15 protein-coding genes are annotated in these 22161 nt (G+C 69.5%); 10 read left to right on the top strand and 5 right to left on the bottom strand.

Translation table 11 applies throughout. The features are described 5' to 3' along the window. Window positions 1–75: 75 nt before the first annotated feature. Window positions 76–3939 (bottom strand): GH92 family glycosyl hydrolase, encoded by a 3864-nt coding sequence (locus ACZ6MA_RS11405; protein WP_469432936.1) that lies wholly within the window; start codon window positions 3937–3939, stop codon window positions 76–78. A gap of 401 nt (window positions 3940–4340) precedes the next feature. Here ACZ6MA_RS11405 and ngcE point away from each other — a divergent pair, with 401 nt between their 5' ends. From ngcE to ACZ6MA_RS11390, 3 genes are all read left to right on the top strand, one after another. Then, window positions 4341–5774 carry an N-acetylglucosamine/diacetylchitobiose ABC transporter substrate-binding protein gene (gene ngcE, locus ACZ6MA_RS11400; protein WP_469432934.1) on the top strand — a complete coding sequence of 478 codons (1434 nt, stop codon included), beginning with the start codon at window positions 4341–4343 and terminating at the stop codon, window positions 5772–5774. Window positions 5775–5825: 51 nt separating this feature from the next. Then, entirely contained in the window at window positions 5826–6743 is a 918-nt protein-coding gene (locus ACZ6MA_RS11395) for a carbohydrate ABC transporter permease (protein WP_469432932.1), read from the top strand. A 139-nt stretch (window positions 6744–6882) separates the two neighbouring features. Next, window positions 6883–7767 carry a carbohydrate ABC transporter permease gene (locus ACZ6MA_RS11390; RefSeq protein ID WP_469433147.1) on the top strand — a complete coding sequence of 295 codons (885 nt, stop codon included), beginning with the start codon at window positions 6883–6885 and terminating at the stop codon, window positions 7765–7767. A 102-nt stretch (window positions 7768–7869) separates the two neighbouring features. Here the strand turns inward: ACZ6MA_RS11390 and ACZ6MA_RS11385 are convergent, their stop codons facing one another. Continuing rightward, window positions 7870–8271, bottom strand: a complete 402-nt coding sequence (locus tag ACZ6MA_RS11385) for an ATP-binding protein (protein WP_469432931.1) — start codon at window positions 8269–8271, stop codon at window positions 7870–7872. A 691-nt stretch (window positions 8272–8962) separates the two neighbouring features. On the opposite strand from ACZ6MA_RS11385, the gene ACZ6MA_RS11380 reads away from it, so the two are divergent. From ACZ6MA_RS11380 to ACZ6MA_RS11350, 7 genes are all read left to right on the top strand, one after another. Then, the gene (locus ACZ6MA_RS11380; protein WP_469432930.1) at window positions 8963–10162 is read left to right on the top strand and encodes an ROK family transcriptional regulator; all 1200 of its coding nucleotides are present in this window, start codon (window positions 8963–8965) and stop codon (window positions 10160–10162) included. A 164-nt stretch (window positions 10163–10326) separates the two neighbouring features. Further along, window positions 10327–11436: a substrate-binding domain-containing protein gene (locus tag ACZ6MA_RS11375; RefSeq protein ID WP_469432929.1), complete on the top strand. Its 1110-nt coding sequence runs from the start codon at window positions 10327–10329 to the stop codon at window positions 11434–11436. Window positions 11437–11523: 87 nt separating this feature from the next. Further along, window positions 11524–12312, top strand: a complete 789-nt coding sequence (locus tag ACZ6MA_RS11370) for an ATP-binding cassette domain-containing protein (RefSeq protein WP_469433145.1) — start codon at window positions 11524–11526, stop codon at window positions 12310–12312. Further along, on the top strand, window positions 12309–13619 hold the full coding sequence (locus ACZ6MA_RS11365) for a sugar ABC transporter permease (protein WP_469432928.1): 1311 nt from the start codon (window positions 12309–12311) through the stop codon (window positions 13617–13619). Before ACZ6MA_RS11370 ends, ACZ6MA_RS11365 begins: the two co-directional genes overlap by 4 nt. A 210-nt stretch (window positions 13620–13829) precedes the next feature. Continuing rightward, on the top strand, window positions 13830–15773 hold the full coding sequence (dxs, locus tag ACZ6MA_RS11360) for a 1-deoxy-D-xylulose-5-phosphate synthase (protein ID WP_469432926.1): 1944 nt from the start codon (window positions 13830–13832) through the stop codon (window positions 15771–15773). A gap of 335 nt (window positions 15774–16108) precedes the next feature. Then, window positions 16109–17647: an amino acid permease gene (locus tag ACZ6MA_RS11355; protein ID WP_469432925.1), complete on the top strand. Its 1539-nt coding sequence runs from the start codon at window positions 16109–16111 to the stop codon at window positions 17645–17647. A gap of 365 nt (window positions 17648–18012) precedes the next feature. Further along, complete coding sequence (locus tag ACZ6MA_RS11350) at window positions 18013–19104, top strand: PLL family lectin (RefSeq protein WP_469432924.1); 1092 nt, start codon at window positions 18013–18015, stop codon at window positions 19102–19104. A gap of 171 nt (window positions 19105–19275) precedes the next feature. On the opposite strand, the gene ACZ6MA_RS11345 is transcribed toward ACZ6MA_RS11350, so the two are convergent. From ACZ6MA_RS11345 to pgsB, 3 genes are all read right to left on the bottom strand, one after another. Beyond that, window positions 19276–20388: an NlpC/P60 family protein gene (locus ACZ6MA_RS11345; protein ID WP_469432922.1), complete on the bottom strand. Its 1113-nt coding sequence runs from the start codon at window positions 20386–20388 to the stop codon at window positions 19276–19278. A gap of 76 nt (window positions 20389–20464) precedes the next feature. After that, complete coding sequence (locus tag ACZ6MA_RS11340) at window positions 20465–20947, bottom strand: poly-gamma-glutamate biosynthesis protein PgsC/CapC (protein ID WP_469138854.1); 483 nt, start codon at window positions 20945–20947, stop codon at window positions 20465–20467. Further along, window positions 20944–22161, bottom strand: coding sequence for a poly-gamma-glutamate synthase PgsB (gene pgsB / locus ACZ6MA_RS11335; protein ID WP_469432920.1), 1218 nt, complete (start codon window positions 22159–22161; stop codon window positions 20944–20946). Before pgsB ends, ACZ6MA_RS11340 begins: the two co-directional genes overlap by 4 nt.

Here is a 22161-nt window from a genome sequence, read left to right as displayed (position 1 = left end):
TAAAGAAAGGCGACGTGCCCGTTTGCGGCACGTCGCCAGACTAAACTGATCTTTTCACACTTTCTTACCTGTCAATCAGTTTGCCGGTACCCCCAGTAGCTCCACTTCGGCCAGCCTGACCTCGCCGTTCGCGCTTTCCAGGCGGTAGTGGGAGTACCGGCCGGGAGATGTGATCGCGAAGACGCGGGTCTGCCGGTCCCAGGCGAAGGACTCGCCCGTGCGCCGGTCGGCCTCACTCCACCGCTCGCCGTCCGCCGACCCCTTGAGCACCCACCCGCCCGGGGCCCTGGCCCGGTCGGCCGAGGTCAGGGTGTAGGAGGTCACCCGGGATCCGGCGGGCACCCGCAGGGAGGCGGTGGTGAAGGACGCGTCCGTGGCGGAGGTGTCGTCCGTCAGCGCCGAATCCTTCGACGCGGTCAGATCGGTGGCCGGGCTGGGCACCTTGTCGTCGCGGCTGATGGAGGCCGGCCCCGCGTTCCTGCCGCTGCCCCACGTCGAGGGTCTCGGCCCCATCGTGAAGTCCAGCGTCGCCCCGTCCGCCAGCACGGAGTGCGGGAGCGCCGTGGAATTCCACGCCTTGCCGTCGACCCGCAGGCTCTGAACGTAGACGTTGCGGGCACTGTTGCCCGGGGCGTTCACCACCAGGTCGCGGCCGCTGTCCAGATGAACCGTGGCCTTGGTGAAGAGCGGCGAGCCGACCGCGTACTCACCGGCGCCCATCACCAGCGGGTAGAAGCCGAGTGCGCTGAAGACGTACCAGGCCGACATCTCGCCGTTGTCCTCGTCGCCCGGATAGCCCTGGCCGATCTCGCTGCCGAGGTAGAGCCGGGACATGACCTCGCGGACCTTGGCCTGCGTCTTCCACGGCTGTCCCGCCGCGTCGTAGGTGTAGGCGATGTGGTGCGAGACCTGGTTGCTGTGGCCGTACATGCCCATGCGGACGTCCCGGGCCTCGGTCATCTCGTGGATGACGCCGCCGTAGGAGCCGGCGAACTGCGCCGAGCCCGTCTCGGGGGTGGCGAAGTAGGCGTCCAGCTTTTTCGCCAGCCCGCTCCGGCCGCCGTAGAGGGCGGCCAGGCCCCTGGTGTCCTGGGGGGCGGTGAAGGCGAAGTTCCAGCCGTTGGTCTCGGTGTAGTCGTAGCCCCAGACGCGCGGGTCGTAGGCGTCGGGCGACAGCCGCCAGGCGCCGTCGGCGTCCTTGCCCTGGAAGAAGCCGACGTTCGCGTCGAAGAGCTTGACGTAGTTCTGGGCGCGGCCGAGGAAGTAGGCGGCCTCCTCCTTGTAGCGGGCCCGGTGGGTCTTGGCGTAGAGGGCCTCGCCCATCTTCGCCAGCCCGAAGTCGTTGAGGTAGCCCTCCAGCGCCCAGGACAGGCCCTCGCGGGTCCTGGTGCTCGTGTAGCCCTGGAAGACGGAGGTGTTCATGCCCTTGCGGCCGACACCGGGGTGCGTCGGCGCCACCGTGGCGTTCTTGAGCGCGGCCTCGTACGCCGCCTCGCCGTCGAGGCCGACCCCCTTGACGTAGGCGTCGGCGAAGGCGACGTCCGAGCTGGTGCCGGTCATCAGGTCGGCATAGCCGGGGGAGGACCAGCGGGAGATCCAGCCGCCGTCCTTGTACTGCTGGACGAACCCGTCGACCAGCTTCGCGGCGCTCTTGGGCGTCAGCAGGGAGTAGGCGGGCCAGGTGGTGCGGTAGGTGTCCCAGAAGCCGTTGTTGACGTACACCTCGCCGTCGACGACCTTCGCGCCGGTGCGGGTCGGGGTGTTCTCGCCGGCCGCCGGGGAGAAGGGGCTGGCGTAGCGGGGGCGCGGCCGGGCCTTGGTGCCGGTGTTCTCGTAGCCGGAGTTGGGATACAGGTACAGCCGGTAGAGGTTGGAGTAGAGCGTGGTGAGCTGGTCGTGGCCGGCGCCCTCGACCTCCACGCGGCCGAGGATCGCCTCCCAGGCGTCGCGGGCCCGGTCGCGGACCCCGGTGAAGGAGGAGCCGGCCGGGATCTCCTGTTCGAGGTTGGCCTTCGCCTGGTCGACGCCGATCAGCGAGGTCGCCAGGCGCAGCGTCACCGTCTTGTCCTTGCCGGGCTTGAAGCGCAGATAGCCGGTGACGTCACCGCCCGCCCCGCCGCCGGGGCGGCCCTCGGAGGTCGCGGGCGCGTCGAAGACGCCGTAGACGAAGAGCCGCCCGGCGCCGGTGGACAGGCCGCTCTTGACGTCGGAGTAGCCGGTGACGACACCGCGGCCGGGGTCGAGCGTCAGACCGCCCTCGTTGGTGACGTTGTCGAAAATGACGCCGGCGTTCTCCCCCGGGAAGGTGAACCGCATCATCGCGGCGTGGTCGCTGGGGGCGATCTCGGCCTTGAGGCCGTTGTCGAAGGTGACGCCGTAATAGTGCGGCCGGGCCGTCTCGTTGGCGTGTCGGAAGGGCAGGGCGCGGGCCGTACGGGAGGCGTCGGGGAGCCCGGCGGCGGTGGAGGGCATCACCTGGAAGGTCTGCCGGTCGCCCATCCAGGGGCTCGGCTCGTGGCTGGCACTGAAGGCCTGGACGGTGGGGCGGTTGTCGGCGTTGTTGGTGGCGGCGTACTGGTAGAGCCAGGTATGGGTGCCCGCGTTGGTCACCGGGGTCCAGAAAGTGAAACCGTGCGGTACGGCGGTGGCAGGGAAGGTGTTGCCCCGCGAGAAGTTCGAGCTGGAATGGGTGCCGCGCGTGGTGACGGCGTAATCGGCCAGGTGGGCCGGGGGCTTCTCGGCCGGGGCGGGGGCGATCGTGATGTCGTCCACCCAGCCGCGGAAGGTGGCGGGGCCCACCGGCGAGTCGTAGGCGACGAGCACCCGGTCGACGGTCTTGCCCTCGGCGACGGTGCCGATCAGGGCGGTCTTGTTGTTCCACTGGTTGACGTAGAGCGTCTTGGAGTCGGCCTGCCCCCGGGGGTTCAGCGGCGCGCCGTGCTGGTCGACGGCGTCGAGGTCGCTGAGATAGGTGCCGTCGGTGAAGGCGAGGTCGAGCGCCACATGGGTCGCGGGGTAGCGGGCGTCCGCTTCCGGCATCGAGGGGAAGACTTTGTACGCCAACCGGGTCCTCGACGTCACACGAAGGTTGACGTCGAAGACCTTGTTGTACGAATAACCGCGGCCGGTGGCCTGGTGGGCGCCGCCGTAACGCAGCGCGTGCGTCCCCGTGAAGCCCGCGTTCGCCTTCGCCGTGGGGGAGCCGGTCGGGCCGCGGTCGACGTGGCTGCGCATGTCGGAGGCGGGGGGAGGGCCGGTGTCCGCCGTCGCGAGCTGCACCTCGGCCAATTGGGTGACCGCGTCCCCGTTGTTGTGGGCTATGTCCAGCCGGTAGTGGCGGTAGGAGGCGGTGCCATTGAACGAGAACTCCCGTGTCTGGAAACGCTTTTCGAAGGTCTGGCCCTCGCGCGCGTCCAGCGCGGTCCAGTGCGTCCCGTCGTCGGAGCCCTTGAGCGTCCAGTCCCGGGGGTCCCGGCCGGGCGCGTCGTTGGCGGAGGTGAGCGCGTACCGGACGGCCTTGACCGGCTCGGACAGGGAGAATTCCAGCCAGGCGGACCTGGCGAAGGTGAGCCATTTGGTGGCGCTCTCGCCGTCGACGAGATTCTCCTTGACCTCTCCCGCCTCCGTGTTCTCGTCACTGGCCCGGACGCCGGTCACCTTGTCGGTGGCGTTGCCGGGGATCCCGGTGGTGTCGTTGCCGTCGACCCCGGCGGTCTTCTTGCGGCCGTCCGGGCCGCTCTCGACGGTGTCGCGCCAATCGGGCTGTGGCTCGCCCTTCTCGAAGGAGGAAGCGAACCGCGTATCAGGAGCCTTGCTCCGAACGGCGGAAGCGCTAGCGGCTCCTTGACCGCCCTGAGCGGTCGTCAGCAGTACGGTGGCCACGAGAAGTGCGGTGGGACGGGCACAGCTACGCCATCGGTGTCGGAATCTCTGTCGCATCTCATGCCTCCCGATGAAACTGACAACGTTGTCATCCGAGTCGCGCAGAGTTAAGTAGGGCGTGCGACGCCAGTGGTGTCAAGGGTTCCGCGGTTGGTGTCGGGGTATGTCGACGAGGTCTCAACTCGGGAAAGACTGGTCGTCAAAGCTGCTTTCGATCTTGCCCAGTTGATGGGGAGTGGACTATACCTGTCGGCGTCCGAGGCGACGGTTCGGCGCCGCGGCGGACCCGGGAGGCGGCGGCGGACGGCCATGCCGTGGGAGCATCACCGAGCCCGGACGCACACCCAGCACACACCAAGCTTCAACTGACCCGCGGTGTCGGGCCCTTCGTCGATGGCGAGTTCGCAAGGGGAAGACCGGTACACCGCCTGAGTCCTGGAGAAGGCGAGGACTTGAGCATGGGATCCACCTCGGAATTCGGCCGACGCGATCTGATCAAGCGCGCGGCGGCCATCGGTCTGATCGCGGTGCCGTCGATGAGCGTGCTGAGCGCCTGTGCGAGCGGCGGCGACAGCGGCGACTCCCAGCAGGTCGACAAGGGGGAGAAGAGCGCCACGAACCCGCTCGCCATCAATGAGAGCGCGCCGCTCGACGTCGTCATCTTCGACGGCGGTTTCGGCCAGCAGTACGCCAAGGACGCGGAGGCCGAATACGGCAAGGCCTTCCCCGGCAGCAAGGTGAGCCACTCCGCCACCCAGAAGATCCAGTCCACGCTGCAGCCCCGTTTCAACGGCGGCACCCCGCCGGACCTCATCGACAATTCCGGCGCCGAACAGATGGACATGGGCACCCTCGTCGGGAAGAAGCAGCTCACCGATCTCAATGCCCTCCTCGACGCGCCCTCCGTCGACGACCCCAAGAAGAAGGTGCGCGACACGCTGCGCCCGGGTGTCGTGGAAATGGGCCGGTTCGACGGCGACGAGACCTGGATCCTCTACTACGCCTACACGGTCTACGGCGTCTGGTATTCGCAGACCAATCTGCAGAAGCTCGACGCGCGGTACCCCGAGACGTGGGACGAGATGCTCGCGGTCTGCGAGAAGGCGAAGAAGAAGGGCATCGCCGGCTGGACGTACGCAGGCAAGCACCCGTACTACCTGCCGTTCAGCCTCTACCCCTTCATCGCGAAGATCGGCGGCAAGGAGGTCCTCGAAAAGATCGACAATCTGGAGCCGAACGCCTGGAAGGACCCGGCCGTCAAGTCCGCCTTCGAGGCGTACTACGAGCTGTACAAGAAGGGCTACATCCTCCGGGGCACGCCGGGGCTGACCCACATCGAGTCCCAGACCGCCTGGAACGAGGGCAAGGCGCTGTTCATCCCGAACGGCTCCTGGGTGGAGAACGAGTCGAAGAAGACCACCCCGAAGGACTTCCGGATGGCGGTAGGGGCCCCTTCCGGCCTCGACAAGAGCGACAAGCTGCCGTTCGGGACGATCTGGGCCTCCGGCGGCGAGCCGTTCATCGTGCCGAAGAACGCGAAGAACCCGCGCGGCGGCATGGAGCTGCTGCGCATCATGCTGAGCAAGAAGTCCTCGCAGAACTTCATCAAGCAGGTCTCCTCGCTCACCTCCCTCAACGGGGGAACCGAGGGCCTGACCCTGCCGCCCGGCCTGGCGTCCTCGCAGGAGGCGCTCACCAAGGCCGGCCAGAACGTCGTCAACCCGCGGATCCAGGACTGGTACGTCGCCCTCCAGAAGGAGAAGATCGGCGTGGCGGCGCTCGGCGAGCTGATGGCCGGCCGGGCCACCCCCGACGAGGCGATCGCCAAGATCCAGCGATTCGCCGACGACACCGCCAAGGACGCCTCCGTCAAGAAGTACCGGCACAAGTGAGTCCGCGTCACCAGCGGCGGCACCCGCGGGAAGAGATCGGGGTCGACAGTCATGCAGCACGGTAAGTACCGCTTCATCGCCGGTTTCCTGGCCCTGCCGCTGGCGATCTACGGTGTCTTCGTCATCTCGCCGTTCATCCAGGCCATCTACTACTCCTTCACCGACTGGACGGGGCTGAGTCCCGACTTCGAGATGGTCGGCTTCCGGAATTACCAGCGGCTCTGGGACGACGAGGTGTTCTGGAAATCCGTGGGGCACAACGTCCTGCTGTTGCTGGTGCTCCCGCTGGTGACGCTCGGGCTCGGGCTGTTCTTCGCATTCATGCTGAACGTCGGCGGCCGGCGCAGGAAGAACGCGGCGATCGCCGGTGTCCGCGGCTCGGGCCTCTACAAGGTCGTCTACTTCTTCCCGCAGGTGCTCTCGATCGCGATCGTCGCACTGCTGTTCCAGTTCGCCTACAACCCCAACAGCGGCGCGCTCAATTCCTTCCTCCAGGCCGTCGGTCTGGACTCCGTACAGCCGGACTGGCTCGGCGATCCGCAGCTGGCGCTGTGGTGCGTCATGGCGGTCATGGTGTGGAGCAACGTCGGCTTCTACGTCGTGCTGTTCTCGGCGGGCATGAGTTCCATCCCCAAGGACTTCTACGAGGCGGCGCTGCTGGACGGCGCCAATCGCGTCCAGACCTTCTTCCGGATCACCCTGCCGCTGCTGTGGGACACGGTCCAGACCGGCTGGGTCTACATGGGGATCATGGCGCTCGACGCCTTCGCGGTCATCCAGATCATGACCGTGGGGCCGGGCGGCCCGGACTATTCCACGGAGGTCCTGGCCTATTACCTCTATACGAAGGCGTTCCGCGACGGGCAGGCGGGATACGCCACCACCCTCGGCGTGGCCCTGCTCATCGTCACCATGATCTTCGCCGGCATCGTCATGAAGCTCGGCCGGCGCGAGCGGCTGGAGTACTGATGGCCCTCACCGCGGCCGTGTGGCCGAAGCCGACCCACCGCCCCGCCGCCGAACCGGGAGTAGCACCGTGACCGCGCACGCCGAGCCCTCGGACCTCCCCGACCTCCCGGAGACCACCGAGCCGGACCCCGCGCCGGGTGTGCCGTCGCAGCGCGGCGGCCCGGTGATCGACTCGCCGCGCGGGCGGCTCGGCAGCGAGGGCAGGGTCCTCAACGTCTTCTCGCACGGCGTGCTGGCCCTGTGGGGCCTGATGGTCACCCTGCCGCTGGTGTGGGCGGTGATGAGCGCCTTCAAGACCGACCGGGAGATCTTCACCTCGCCGTGGGCGCTGCCGACGAGCCTGCACTTCGACGCCTGGGGCCGGGCCTGGTCCCAGGCGCACATGAGCCAGTACTTCCTCAACTCGGTGATCGTCGTGGCCGGTTCGCTCTTCGGCACGATGCTGCTGGGCTCCATGGCGGCCTATGTGCTGGCCCGCTTCACCTTCCCCGGCAACCGCTTCGTCTATTTCCTCTTCGTGGGCGGGATGAGCTTTCCCATCATCCTGGCGCTGGTGCCGCTGTTCTTCGTCATGAAGAACATGCAGCTGCTCAACACCTACCCCGGGCTGATCCTGGTCTACATCGCCTACTCGCTGCCGTTCACGATCTTCTTCCTCAGCGGGTTCTTCAAGACGCTGCCCAGTTCGGTGGCGGAGGCCGCGATGATCGACGGAGCCTCGCACACCCGGACCTTCTTCCAGGTGATGCTGCCCATGGCCAAGCCCGGCCTGATCAGCGTCGGCATCTTCAACTTCCTCGGCCAGTGGAACCAGTACCTGCTGCCCACCGTGCTGAACGTCGGTGACGAGGACAAGAAGCTCCTCCCCCAGGGACTGGTGGCCCTCGCCGTCAGCCAGGGCTACAAGGGCGACTGGTCGGGGCTCTTCGCGGGACTGGTGATCGCCATGCTCCCGGTCCTCGCGGCCTACATCGTCTTCCAGCGCCAGGTCCAGGCGGGGCTGACGGCGGGCGCGCTCAAGTAGGACCCGGGCGCCCGTCCGCACACCGCTCCCCGTGCGGGCGAGGCCCTCGCCCGCACGCCAAGGCGGCCCCCTGCCCGGGGGGCCGCCGCCTCCGGCAGCCGCTCAGCACAGCGTGAACCAGACCGCCTTGCCCCGGCCGTGGGCCGCCGGAGAGACGCCCCAGGCCGTGGCGCAGGCGTCGATGAGGGTCAGGCCCCGCCCCGACTCGTCGTCGCATCCGGCGCTGCGCCGGGCGGGCACCACGGGGCTGCTGTCGTGCACGTCGACCCGCAGGGTCCGGGAGCGGCAGCTGAGGTCGACGGTCACCGCAGAATCGGCGTGCACCACGCCATTGGTGACCAGCTCCGTCGCCAACAGGCAGGCGGTGTCGGCGAGGTCGAGCCGCCCGTGCCGTCGCAGTGCGAGCTGGAGCGAGCTGCGGACGAGGCTGATCATCCACGGCTGCGCCGGAATCCGGAGTGTGTACCACCAGTCGGCGGTGGCCAGTTGGGGGTCCTCGCACATGTACTGGGCTCCGTTTCGTTCTCTGCACTTGGACGGTGGCTGCGTGTGCGTCGCTTCGGGGGTATGCGTCGCCAATGCCGCGGAAGGCCTCAACTATCCGGCAGAACGACCGGGGCGCGGAGCTGTGCGGAACCGGGGGAGCGGAGGTGATGTCGGGCGAACCCGCCGCAGAAGCGCTTGAGTGCGGACAAGCCAAGATCAGTCGGGTGGGGCCCCCGGGAAACCGGATTCGCCCATTCGGGCTACCGGGCTACGCAAAGCGTATGGGGTGACTTTTCGGAGGCCGACGGGATGCCGCCGCGCTCCGGCCCGGTGGGGCCGCCCCGGACGCCGGGGCGGCGGGAGACCGGGCGGCCGTCCCGTGGGCCCCGTGTGCGCGGCCGGGGGAGATCACTCCGGTGGCCGGGACGGCGGCCGGGCGGCGGTCGCCGCCGGTGACAGCCGCCTCCGACGGGCCGCCGGGGGCCCGCGGGCCGGGCCCTCGCGTGCCGGGCGGCACCCGTGGATCCGTACGATGAGGGCTCGATGTGGGCTCGATGCGAGTGCGAAGTGGAGTCAAGGCCTTGACGGGATCTCACCCAGGCGGCTCAGCTTAGAGTTCACATGTTGTACGAAGAGCCGGACTCCACTGCTGTGGTCCGGCCGAGGGCGCGGCGGTCGTGCCGGGCCCGCGAGGCGGGAGTGGATGGGCGTGGAGACTCCGGGGTCGCAGTCGTCGCTGCACCGGGCCAACCTGGAGCGGGTCGTGCGCGCGGTGCGTATGGCGGGCTCGCTCACCCAGGCGGAGATCGCCCGGTCCACCGGGCTGTCGGCCGCCACGGTCTCCAATATCGTCCGGGAGCTGAAGGACGGCGGGACCGTCGACGTCACTCCCACCTCCTCCGGCGGGCGCCGGGCCCGCAGCGTGTCCCTGTCGGGGGACGCCGGCATCGTCGTCGGCGTCGACTTCGGGCACACCCATCTGCACGTCGCCGTCGGGAACCTCGCCCACCGGGTGCTGGCCGAGGAGGCCGAACCACTGGATGTGGACGCCTCCGCCGCACAGGGGCTGGACCGGGCGGAAGCGCTGGTCAAGCGGTTGATCGCGACGGCGGGGATCAGCCCGGGGAAGATCGTGGGAGTGGGCCTCGGGGTGCCGGGGCCGATCGACGTGGAGTCCGGGGTGCTGGGCTCGACCGCGATCCTGCCGGGCTGGGCGGGCACCAACCCGCGCGACGACCTCGCGGCCCGGCTCGGGGTGCCCGTGTACGTCGACAACGACGCCAACCTCGGCGCGCTCGGCGAGCTGGTCTGGGGCTCCGGCCGCGGCGCGGCGGACCTCGCGTACATCAAGGTCGCCAGCGGTGTGGGCGCCGGCCTGGTGATCAACGGGCAGATCTACCGGGGCCCGGGCGGCACGGCGGGCGAAATCGGGCACATCACCCTGGACGAGTCCGGACCGGTCTGCCGGTGCGGCAACCGCGGCTGTCTGGAAACGTTCGCCGCCGCCCGCTATGTCCTGCCGTTGCTCCATTCGGCCCATGGCACCGATCTGACCGTGGCGCGCATGGTGCGGCTCGCGCGGGAGGGCGACCCGGGCTGCCGACGGGTGATCGCGGATGTCGGCCGGCATATCGGCAGCGGCGTGGCGAACCTGTGCAATCTGCTCAATCCCCGCCGAGTGGTGCTCGGCGGCGACCTCGCGGACTCCGGTGAGCTGATTCTCGGCCCCATCCGCGAATCCGTCTCCCGGTACGCGATCCCCAGCGCCGCACGGCAGTTGGAGGTCGTCCCGGGGGCATTGGGCGGCCGGGCCGAGGTGCTGGGCGCCATTGCCCTCGTGCTGAACGAAATGGGCGATTCCACGCTGCTGGACGACAGCGTCGCCGCCGACGTGCCCGCCCCCGCCTGACGGTCGTCACTGTTTCCCCGGGGCGTTCTTTGAGTTCACGCAGATAACGAATGGCATCGTTGCCATCTCGTTAAGGATTTACTTCTTGACGGTGCCTTGGCGGCCGAGTTGACTTCCAGCCACCTCGGCCGCAACGACGCGGCCTCGTCAGGGAGGTTTGTTCAGTGAACACGCATCTGCGTCGCGCCGCCGTCACCGTGGCCGCTGTTTCGATGGCCGCCGGACTCGCCGCCTGTGGCAGCGCCAAGGAATCCGGCAACGGCGGCGGTGAGAAGAAGGACAAGAAGGGGCCGCTCACCATCGGCCTGCTGTTGCCGGAGAACCAGACCGCCCGCTACGAGCGGTTCGACCACCCGCTGATCGAAAAGAAGATCAAGGAATTGGCGGGGCCGGACACCAAGGTCCTCTACGAGAACGCCAAGCAGGACGCCTCCGTCCAGCAGCAGCAGGTCGACACGATGATCACCAAGAAGGTCGACGCGCTGATCGTCGACGCGGTGGACGCGAAGTCGATAGCGGTTTCGGTGAAGAAGGCGAACGACAAGGGCATTCCCGTCGTCGCGTACGACCGGCTGGCCGAGGGCCCGATCAAGGCGTACACCTCCGTCGACAACGAGCGCGTCGGCAAGATCCAGGGCGAGTCCCTGCTGAAGGAGCTGGGCGACAACGCCGGCAAGGGCGAGATCGTCATGATGAACGGCTCCGTCACCGACCCGAACGCCAAGATGTACAAGGACGGCGCCCACTCCGTCCTCGACGGCAAGGTCAAGGTCGGCAAGGAGTACGACACCAAGGAGTGGAAGCCGGAGAACGCCAACGAGAACATGAAGGGCGCCATCTCCTCGCTCGGCAAGGACAAGATCGTCGGCGTCTACTCCGCCAACGACGGCATGGCCGGCGGCATCATCACCGCGCTGAAGAGCGCCGGATTCGACAAGCTCCCGCCCGTCACCGGACAGGACGCCGAGCTTTCCGCCATTCAGCGGATTCTCTCCGACGAGCAGTTCATGAGCGTCTACAAGCCGTACAAGCCCGAGGCCGACGCCGCCGCCGAAATGGCCGTGGCCCTCGCCCAGGGCAAGAAGCTCGACTCGATCGCCAAGTCCACCGTCGACAGCGGCACCGAAAAGAAGATCCCCTCGATCATCGTCACCCCCTTCGCACTGACCAAGGGCGACATCGGGAAGTACGTCGGCAAGGAGGGCTTCTTCAATCTGGACGAGATCTGCACCGCCAAGTACAAGGCGCAGTGCGACACGGCCGGACTGAAGTAAGCACAGCCCCCATTTCCCTCCTTCCCCCGTTTCCGTATTCCCGCTGTCCCCTTGTCCCCACTTCCCGCCGGTCAGGCGGCGAAGGAGATGATGCACGTGTCCGCTACGCCCGTGCTGGCGTTGCGCGGGATCTCCAAGCGGTTCGGCGCCGTCCAGGCGCTCACCGACGTAGAGCTGGAGATCCACCCCGGTGAGGTGGTCGCCCTGGTCGGCGACAACGGCGCCGGCAAGTCCACCCTCGTCAAGACGATCGCCGGAGTCGGCCCCGCCGACGAAGGCGTCATCGAGTGGGAGGGCAGGCCCGTCACCGTCGACCGGCCGCACGCCGCCCAGGAGCTGGGCATCGCGACCGTCTACCAGGACCTCGCGCTCTGCGACAACCTCGATGTCGTCGGCAACCTCTTCCTCGGCCGCGAGATCGTGCGCGCCGGGGTGCTGGACGAGGTCGAGATGGAGCGCCGCGCCCGTGAGCTGCTCTCCACCCTCTCCATCCGGATCCCCAGTGTCCGGATCCCCATCGCCTCGCTCTCCGGCGGACAGCGGCAGACCGTCGCCATCGCCCGCTCGCTGCTCGGCGAGCCCAAGGTCGTCATCCTCGACGAGCCCACCGCGGCGCTGGGCGTCGAGCAGACCGCGCAGGTCCTCGACCTGGTGGAGCGGCTGCGTGAGCGTGGCCTCGGGGTCATCCTCATCAGCCACAACATGGCCGACGTCAAGGCCGTCGCCGACCGGGTCGCGGTCCTCCGCCTCGGCCGCAACAACGGCACCTTCGAGGTACGGGCCACCTCGCAAGAAGAGATCATCTCCGCCATCACCGGCGCCACGGACAACGCCGTGACCCGCCGCAGGGCGCGCACCGCGGAGGGCGAGAAGTGAGTACGAGACTGTCCAAGACCGACGGCGCGGGGGACACCCCGCAGGACGCGCGCCCCCAGGACGCGCAGCCGGCCGCCGAGGGCGCCGTGACCGCCGTGGACCCGCGACTGCTGGTCCGCGAGGAGGGCTTCGCCGGCTACTGGAGCGAGTTCCGCCGCAAGCTGCGCAGCGGCGAGCTGGGCTCGCTGCCCGTGGTCGTCGGCCTGGTCATCATCGGCCTCGTCTTCCAGCTGCGGGACTCGGCCTTCCTGGGCGCGGAGAACCTCTCCAATCTCTTCGTCACCGCCGCCGGCACCGGTCTGATCGCGGTCGGCATCGTCTTCGTGCTGATCCTGGGCGAGATCGACCTGTCGGTGGGGTCGGTGAGCGGGCTGGCCGCCGCGGTCTTCGCCGTCCTCAACGTCAACCACGGCATGCCGGAGTGGCTCGCACTGGTCCTCGCGCTCCTCTCGGGCGCCGTGGTCGGGGCGCTGCACGGGTTCTTCTTCGCCCGCATCGGCGTGCCCGCGTTCGTGGTGACCCTGGCCGGTCTCCTCGGCTGGAACGGCCTGATGCTCGAGGTGCTCGGTTCCAACGGCACCATCAACCTGGACGACTCCGGGCTGGTCGCGGGGCTGACCAACCACTACTTCAGCGACATCGCCGCCGCCTACGGGCTGGCGACGCTGAGCGTGGCCGCGTTCTTCGCGCTGTCCTTCCTGGACGCGCGGCGGCGCGAGGCCGCGGGCGTCCCCAGCCGTCCGCTCAGCGAGATCGTGCTGCGCACCGCCGCCATCGCGGTGCCCGCCTACGTGGTGGCCTGGCTGTTCAACGAGTACAAGGGGCTGCCGCTGGCCGTGGTGATCTTCCTCGGGGTCGTCGTCGCGCTGGACTTCGTGCTGCGCCGCACCCCGTACGGGCGGAAGGTCTTCGCCCTGGGCGGCAGTGTCGAGGCGGCCCGCCGCGCGGGCATCAACGTCGCCGCGATCCGGATCTCGGTCTTCGCGCTCTCGGGGACGATGGCGGCGCTGGGCGGGATGTTCCTCGCCTCGCAGATCAACGCCGCGAACCAGTCCTCCGGTGCGGGCAGCCTGCTGATGAATGCCATCGCGGCGGCCGTCATCGGCGGCACCAGCCTCTTCGGCGGCCGGGGCAAGACGTGGTCGGCGCTGCTCGGTGTGCTGGTGATCCAGTCGATCGCCTCCGGCATGGCGCTGCTGGGCATCGCCTCCGCGGTCCAGTACATGATCACCGGTGCGGTGCTGCTGGCCGCCGTCGTGATCGACTCGGTCTCGCGCAAGACGCAGAAGACGGCGGGGCGGGCGTAGGCGGGCGCGTCCTCAATCGCCGGACGGGCTCACATGAGCCCGTCCGGCGATTGAGGACAGGGCACGGCAGCCCGTCCGGCGTTTGAGGAGAACCGGGCTAGGCCGATCGCGTGACATACGTCGCATCACCCGTTCACCGGCACCGCGAGCGGAACATTAGACTCGACAGACCGGCAAAGCTCGACAGCTCGAACGCTTAAGGAGGCACGGGTGGCGCTGCTATCCCGCATCAGGGGACCGCGCGATCTGGACCGGCTGAGCCCGGAGCAGCTCGATCAGCTGGCCGCGGAGATCCGGTCCTTCCTCGTGGACGCGGTTTCCAAGACCGGCGGCCACCTCGGGCCCAACCTCGGCGTGGTCGAACTGACGATCGCCCTGCATCGAGTGTTCGACTCGCCGAAGGACAAGGTCCTCTTCGACACCGGCCACCAGAGCTATGTGCACAAGCTGCTCACCGGTCGCCAGGACTTCTCGAAGCTGCGGGCGAAGGACGGCCTCTCGGGCTACCCCTCGCGCGCCGAGTCCGACCACGACGTGATCGAGAACAGCCACGCCTCCACGGTCCTGGGCTGGGCGGACGGCCTCGCCAAGGCCAATCAGGTGCGCCGCACGGGCGACCATGTCGCCGCCGTCATCGGTGACGGCGCGCTCACCGGCGGTATGGCCTGGGAGGCGCTGAACAACATCGCGGTCGCCAAGGACCGCCCGCTCGTCATCGTCGTCAACGACAACGAGCGCTCCTACGCGCCGACCATCGGCGGCCTCGCCAACCACCTGGCCACCCTGCGCACCACCGACGGCTACGAACGCTTCCTGGCCCGCGGCAAGGACCTGCTGGAGCGCACCCCGGTCCTGGGCAAGCCGCTCTACGAGACCCTGCACGGCGCGAAGAAGGGCCTCAAGGACTTCATCGCCCCGCAGGGCATGTTCGAGGACCTGGGCCTGAAGTACATCGGCCCGATCGACGGTCACGACATCGAGGCCCTGGAGTCCGCCCTGCAGCGCGCCAAGCGCTTCGGCGGCCCCGTCATCGTGCACTGCCTCACCCAGAAGGGCCGCGGCTACAAGCCCGCGGAGCAGCACGAGGGCGACCGTTTCCACGGCATCGGCGTCATCCACCCCGACACCGGGCTGCCGGTCTCGGCGGGCGGTGCCGACTGGACCTCCGTCTTCGGCGAGGAAATGGTCAAGCTCGGCCACGAGCGCGAGGACATCGTCGCGATCACCGCGGCCATGCTCCAGCCCGTCGGCCTGGACAAGTTCGCCAAGGCCTTCCCCGACCGTGTCTACGACGTGGGCATCGCCGAGCAGCACGCGGCGACGTCGGCGGCCGGCCTGGCCACGGGCGGGCTGCACCCGGTCTTCGCGGTGTACGCGACGTTCCTCAACCGCGCCTTCGACCAGGTGCTGATGGACGTGGCCCTGCACAAGTGCGGAGTGACGTTCGTGCTGGACCGGGCCGGGGTCACCGGCACCGACGGAGCCTCGCACAACGGCATGTGGGACATGTCGATCCTCCAGGTCGTGCCGACCCTGCGGATCGCCGCCCCGCGTGACGCCGACCAGGTCCGCGCCCAGCTGCGCGAGGCCGTCGAGGTCAAGGACGCCCCGACCGTCGTGCGCTACTCCAAGGGCGCGGTCGGCCCGGCGGTCAAGGCCGTCGGCCGGGTCGGCGGCATGGACGTGCTCCGCGAGCCGGCCGGGGGCACGGACCGCCCCGACGTCCTCCTCGTCTCCGTCGGCGCGCTCGCGCCGATGTGCCTGGAGATCGCCGACCTGCTCGACAAGCAGGGCATCTCGACGACCGTCGTCGACCCCCGCTGGGTCAAGCCGGTCGACGAGGCACTGCCCGCGCTCGCCGCGCGGCACCGTGTCGTCGTCACCGTCGAGGACAACAGCCGGGTGGGCGGCGTCGGGTCGGCCGTCGCGCAGGCGCTGCGCGACGCGGGCGTCGACCTCCCGCTGCGTGACTTCGGCATCCCGCCGCGTTTCCTCGACCACGCCTCCCGCAAGGAGGTCATGGCGGAGATCGGGCTCACCGCCCCGGACATCGCCCGCCAGGTCACCGGCCTCGTCTCCAAGATCGACGGCCGCCTGGAGGAGACGGGCCCCGCCGTGAAGGCCGCCGAGCCGGCCGAGGCGGCACGCGACTAGGCGGTACCGTACCCGCGCCACGGCGCGGTCCTTGTCCTCAATAGCCGGACGGGCCGAATTGGGCCCGTCCGGTTATTGAGGACGCGCCCGCAGGGCGCCCCGCCGCCGCAGGCGGCAAAGACAGGCCCGCAGGCGAACCCCGCCGACCAGGCTGAGACGAGCCGATCGACCACCCGTTCGGGTGGATCGGTCGGCTCGTTCGCATAGGTGCCGCTACGTCCTATCGGGTGAATCCTGGGAGCGGTGGCCGGGATGGCCCGGATCTGGCCCGGATCATCGCGGACACTCGCTCAGTTGCAGGGACGAGCGACGGTCGAGCAGGCGGAGGTGGGCTGATGAGCACAGTGCGACCCTCCCGGAACAGCCGCGGCAGGAGCGGTATCTTCCGGACCAAGACGGTGGAGCAGTCCATCAGGGACACCGAGGAGCCGGAGCACGCGCTCAAAAAGTCGCTGTCGGCCATCGATCTCACCGTCTTCGGTGTCGGTGTCGTCATCGGCACCGGCATCTTCGTCCTCACCGGCAAGGTGGCCAAGGAGAACGCGGGCCCGTCCGTGGCCCTCGCCTTCGTCCTCGCCGGTGTGGTGTGCGGGCTCGCGGCGCTCTGTTACGCCGAGTTCGCCTCCACCGTGCCGGTGGCCGGATCCGCGTACACCTTCTCCTACGCCTCGCTGGGCGAACTGCCCGCGTGGATCATCGGCTGGGACCTCATCCTGGAGCTGGCGCTGGGCTGCGCCGTGGTCGCCGTGGGCTGGTCCGGCTACATCCGTTCGCTGATGGACAACGCGGGCTGGCATCTGCCCGTGGGGCTGGAGGGCACGCACGAGGGCCGCTTCGGCTTCGACATCCTCGCCTGCGCGCTCGTGCTCGTGCTGACCGTGATCCTGGTCGTCGGCATGAAGCTGTCCTCGCGGGTGACCGCCGTCGTGGTCGCCGTGAAGGTCACCGTCGTCCTCATCGTCATCGTCGTGGGCGCCTTCTTCATCAGCGGCTCCAACTACGACCCCTTCCTCCCGGAATCCCAGGCCACGGAGTCCGGCGGCGGGGTGAAGGCCCCGCTGATCCAGCTGCTGTTCGGGTTCTCCCCGGCGAACTTCGGTGTGATGGGCATCTTCTCCGCCGCCGCGGTGGTCTTCTTCGCCTTCATCGGCTTCGACATCGTCGCCACGGCCGCCGAGGAGACCCGCAACCCGCAGCGCGACGTACCGCGCGGCATCCTCGGCTCCCTCGCCATCTGCACGGTGCTCTACGTGGCCGTGTCCATCGTCGTCACCGGCATGCAGAAGTACACCGAGCTGTCCACGGACGCGCCGCTGGCCGACGCCTTCAAGGCCACGGGCCACCCCTTCTGGGCCGGTCTGATCAGCTTCGGGGCGGCCGTCGGCCTCACCACCGTCTGCATGATCCTGCTGCTGGGGCAGAGCCGGGTGTTCTTCGCGATGAGCCGCGACGGGCTGCTGCCGAGGGTCTTCTCGCGGGTCCACCCGCGGTTCGGTACGCCCTACCGCTCCACGATCCTGCTCGGCGTCGTCGTCGCGGTGCTCGCCGGTTTCACCTCGATCGACGTGCTGGCCGAACTCGTCAACATCGGCACGCTCTTCGCCTTCGTCGTCGTCGCGCTCGGCGTCATCATCCTGCGCCGCACCCGGCCCGACCTGCCGCGCTCCTTCCGGGTCCCGTTCGTGCCCGTCGTCCCCATCGTGTCCGTGGCGGCCTCGGTGTGGCTGATGCTCAATCTGACCGGCGAGACGTGGTTGCGGTTCGCGGCGTGGATGGTCCTCGGCATCGTCGTCTTCTTCGCCTACGGGCAGCGGCACAGCCGCCTGGGCAAGGCGGGCGGCGGCTCGGTGCCGTCGGCATCGGCGGACGTCTAGGCCGTGTCCGGCGGATCTTCGGCTGACGGCCTGCTGTGCCGCCCGCGGCGGCCGGGCGTCCTGCGGGCGTCCTCGACGGCCGCCGACCAACTGCGGCGGCGGCCGGGGCCCTTCGCGCGTGCGAGCCGTTCCGCCTGCCCTTCCCGCGGGCGGCCCTGGACCGCCGGTACGTGCCTCCGCGTCCGACGCTTCCCGGAAGAGCCGCATAAACGGAAAAACGCACTCGATATTCGCGCACAACCGGAATGTTATTGTCGAGGGTCGACGAATGGGGTCCGTGTGGTGCGGAATTGAGTCCGACTCCCTGAACCAAGGGGCCCCGTCGCCGATCCCCCGACGACGACGAGAGAGGCTGGCAGCGAGTCATGGCAGTGCGGACGGCCACCCCGACGACCGGCTGGCTGCTGCGGGGTGCGGACGGGCGGCTGACGGCCTACGTGCCGACCGCGGGCGGCCTCGCGCGCTGGACCGAGACCCGGCCCGGCGGGCCGGAGTGGACCGGGCCGGAGCTGCTGACCGTGCCGGGCCTGGAGCCGTACCTCTCCCTCACCCAGAGCGCCGCCGGCTACGTCTACCTCGTCGGCCTGCGCCGCCGTGAGCTGGACGACGGCCGGACGGAGACCGACGTCGTCTACGCGACGCAGTTCCAGTCGGGCCGAGCGCTGACACCCTGGCGCTCGATCGGTACGCCCTACGGCCAGGACGCGCAGCGGGCGGACCAGATCGGTGTCCCCACGGCGGTCGTCGACTCGGTGGGCCTGCACGTCTTCGTGCGCAACGCCGGCGACGGGGTGTGCGGACGGCGTCAGGACGCCCGGGGCATCTGGCAGGCCTGGACGGACATGAAGGGCAGTCACGTCCTGGACGAGCTGACCGCGGCCAGGACGGACGCCGGGCGGATCGAACTCCTCGCCCCCGCCGCCGAGTTCGTGGTGCGCTGGCGGCAGGAGGAGCCCGGCGGCCCGCTGCGGCGGATCCTCAACCTGCCCGCGAAGCCCATGGCCGGCTCCTCCAGCTCGGCGCCCACCGGCGAGGACCGCATCACGCACTTCTGGCGCGACGCGACGGACTCCGCGCTGCACGCCCACCGCTCCGAGGGCTCCGCGAGCACCGGCGGCGAGGAGGGCCTCGACACCCCGTGCCCGACCGTCTCCGGCGGCACCGGCACGGGCCCGGTCGCGGCCCTGCGCGCCACCGTCGACGGCCACGGCTGCACGGTCCTGGCCCAGCGGGCCGCCTCCGGGCTGCCCGCCCTCGCCGCGTACCCCGCCGACGACGAGCAGGCGGACGTCTTCTGGTCCGAGACCGGCGAGGAGTGCGTGGGCGCGCCCGCGCTCGCCCTCGACGCCCACGGCCGGGTGGTGCTCGCCGTCCTCGGCACCGACGGCCGGCTGCGCGTCGCCCGCCAGCGGACCGACGAACCCGGCCTGGCCCTGGGGGCCTGGGACCGGGTGTGATGTCTTGACGCCGCCCCGGCCGGCCTTGACGCCGCCCCGGCCGGCGTTGGCCGACGGGTTCGCCCGCCGTGTCGTCCTCAAGCGCCGGACGGGCTGCTGTGCCTTGTCCTCAAGCGCCGGACGGGCTGAAATCAAGCCCGTCCGGCGCTTGAGGACACCGCCGCTGCGCGGCTAAAGCCGCTTCGCGCTGCGCAGCCCCGCCGCGTAGTAGCCGCTGCCGTCGAGGCGGGCGGAGCCGCCCTTGTCGCCGAACGTCGGCCCGTTGGCCTCTTCCCGGCTGGAGATGAAGCGGGGCTTGCCGTCCGTGTCCAGGCCCATGTACATGCCGACGTGGTCGAGCCGCTCGCCGGTACGGCGGTCGACCTTGAAGAAGACCAGGTCGCCCGGCTGGAGCCGGTCGATGTTGTCGGGGCGCTTGTCACCCAGCTCGATCACCGGCACACCGGGGGAGAGCCGGGCCATGCCATTGGCGGTGCGCGGCAGGCCGTCGCCCTTGACGTCCTTGCTCATCAGCGGGTACCGCGCGCGGTACCCGAAGATCGTCCGGATGTAGCCCGAGCAGTCGATCGAACGGAACCGCAGCGGCTCCGGGCGCTCCACCGTGCCGTCCCGGAAGGTGTAGGTGATGCCCAGGTAGTCGTTGAAGTCCGACTGCTCCAGGCGCAGGTCCGCGCCTTCGGAGCCCTTGGGGTTCAGCGGGCCGAACTGCGCGTCGCCCGTGTACGGCACGCCCTGCGCGTCCTTCTTCTGCGGGGCGCCGTCCAGGTACTCCATGGAGATGGCGAAGATGTCCGGCTCCTTGCTGCTCGCCATCTTGCCGTACCAGTCCTTGAACCAGGCGGCCTTCTCCGAGCCCGCCTTCCACGGCTGCGGCAGAAGCCGGATCCAGCTGTCCGTGGTCACCTTCGCCGAGGTGAACTTGGGCTCGGCGAAGGTGCGGCTGGGGCCGGTGAGGACCGCGGTACGGGCGTTGTCGGTGAAGGTGGCCAGCACCCCGCCGTCGCCGCCGCGCACGACCGTGCGGGCCGGGTTGGCCAGCCGCTCGAAGCGCTGCTCGCCGGACGCGGGCTTGGCACCGCCGGTCGCCGTGGTGGCGGCCCCGGCTATGGATTCGACGGGCGGGGCGGTCTCGGGCTGCTTGTCGCGCAGCTCCACGGTCAGGTACGCGCTGGTACCGAGCAGACCGAGCACGACCAACGTGTGGATCACGTTCTTCGATCGCGGGCCCGTGGGCCGGCTCGTGGTGCTCCGGCCCGTCGTCTTTCGTTCCTTCTTCCGGGACATGGATTCGCTCCGTGGGGCTGCTGTCGGGAGGGGCGGGAGAGTCGTGGGGGAGGCGCCGGCGGGCGCTTTGGGCCGGTCAGGCCGTGGGCATGAAGCCGAGCAGGATTCCGGCGGTCAGGACGACGTAATTGGCGAGCGAGACGGTTCCGGTGGCCAGCAGCGTCGCGCCGCGCGGCTGGCGGACCAGCTGGTAGGCGATCAGACCGGGGACGATGAAGCCGAGGGTCTGGTTGGCGTACATCAGCGGGTACTGCTGCTGGAGGATGACGTACAAGGTCGCCTGGAGCACCACGCCGGTCAGCACGACGGCCGCGAACAGCCGCTTGCCGTAGAGGATCACATAGCGCTGGAGCAGCAGCGTGGACAGATAGGTCAGCACGGTGATGCCGACCACCATGGCCGCGCGCTGGAGGTCCTCGACCAGGGTGAGGGCCAGCCAGCCGGGGGTGATCATGCCGCCGGGGGAGAGGTTGGTGGTGAGGTAGCAGACCAGCGAGAACAGCAGCCCGAGGGCGATCCCGATGGCGGCGATCTCCGGAGTGAGGACGGCGGGGATCAACGGAATTCTCCTGTGGTCTGCGGCTGTGAAACGTCGTCTGCGGGCAGTTCGGCCAGCCGCTCCAGGAGCAGCTCGCCCTGGCCGTGGATGTTGCCGATGGCGATCAGCGAGGCGCCCGGGCCCAGCCGGCCGAGGATCTCGGAGGTCAGCTCGCCGGGGTCGCGGCGGTCGCCGCCGAGGTCGACGACGCGGTCGCGCCACTCGGCGGGGATCGCGTCGGAGGCGCTCTTGGTGGGGTGGCCGATGAGGAAGACCGAGTCCGGGGCCAGCCGGGGGATGATCTCGCCCATCTGCCCGTTGCGCTCGACGCGGTCGGGGCGGCAGTTGATCAGGACGTGCAGCGGCCGTTCGATGGCGCCGAGGCTGAGCAGCTGCTCGACGTTCATCAGCGTCGACTCGGGGTCGTTGGCCGCGAAGATGTTGGCGAAGCGGAACGGCCGGCCCTCGGGGGTGAGGTAGCGCTCCACCGACAGCACACCGGGGTCCGGCGGCGCGTCGTACATGCCCTGCAGGGCGGTGGCGCGCTCGACGCCGAGCAGCTCGGCGACGGCCAGCGCGATGGCGACGTTCTCCTTGAAGGTGAACCAGCTGAAGCCGCGCAGCTCCGCGTCGGTGACCGTCTCCGGGTCCACCGCGATCAGCCGGCAGTTCCGCTTGTCGGCCTCCTCCTGGAGGATGTGCAGCCGGTCGACCTCGGCCGTCACACAGATGCCGTTGTGCGGCATGGAGCGGCTGAGCGAGCGGGCCACGTCGTCCAGGGTCGGGCCCATCTCGGCGAGGTGGTCCTCGCGGACGTTGCAGAGCACGCCGATCGTGGAGCGGATCAGCTTGGTCTGGTTGACCTCCTGCAGCGCCGGCATGACGGCCATGCACTCGATCACCAGGGCGTGCGGGCGGTAGGCGGCGGCGCGCCGCACGATGCCGATCTGCTCGACGACGTTGGCGATGCCGAACTTGCGGTAGACCGGCTCCTCGGTGGCGTCCGGGTGGATGAAGCGGGCGGCGGTGCCGGTGGTCTTGGCGACCGTGACCAGACCACCGCCGCGCAGCGCGCCCGCGCACAGCCGGGTGATGGAGCTCTTGCCGCGGATGCCGTTGATGAGCACCCGGGTGGGTATGAGGTCCAGGTTGGTGTAGTGACGGCGCTGTTCGATCACGCCGGCGACCAGCACGATGGCGCAGCAGATCACGAGGACCGTGTAGAGGAAGAGCAC

This window comes from Streptomyces sp. NPDC042259, from assembly GCF_055582085.1.
Note: the sequence above shows the minus strand (reverse complement) of the source record. Positions and strands in the feature narration are given on the sequence as shown.

What these genes read in the sequence shown, in the direction of transcription:
- ACZ6MA_RS11395 (WP_469432932.1), top strand. Translation starts at nt 5,826, where the DNA reads ATGCAGCACGGTAAGTACCGCTTCATCGCCGGTTTCCTGGCCCTGCCG.
- ACZ6MA_RS11385 (WP_469432931.1), bottom strand. Translation starts at nt 8,271, where the DNA reads ATGTGCGAGGACCCCCAACTGGCCACCGCCGACTGGTGGTACACACTC.
- ACZ6MA_RS11350 (WP_469432924.1), top strand. Translation starts at nt 18,013, where the DNA reads ATGGCAGTGCGGACGGCCACCCCGACGACCGGCTGGCTGCTGCGGGGT.
- ngcE (WP_469432934.1), top strand. Translation starts at nt 4,341, where the DNA reads ATGGGATCCACCTCGGAATTCGGCCGACGCGATCTGATCAAGCGCGCG.
- ACZ6MA_RS11345 (WP_469432922.1), bottom strand. Translation starts at nt 20,388, where the DNA reads ATGTCCCGGAAGAAGGAACGAAAGACGACGGGCCGGAGCACCACGAGC.
- ACZ6MA_RS11405 (WP_469432936.1), bottom strand. Translation starts at nt 3,939, where the DNA reads ATGCGACAGAGATTCCGACACCGATGGCGTAGCTGTGCCCGTCCCACC.
- ACZ6MA_RS11355 (WP_469432925.1), top strand. Translation starts at nt 16,109, where the DNA reads ATGAGCACAGTGCGACCCTCCCGGAACAGCCGCGGCAGGAGCGGTATC.
- ACZ6MA_RS11370 (WP_469433145.1), top strand. Translation starts at nt 11,524, where the DNA reads ATGATGCACGTGTCCGCTACGCCCGTGCTGGCGTTGCGCGGGATCTCC.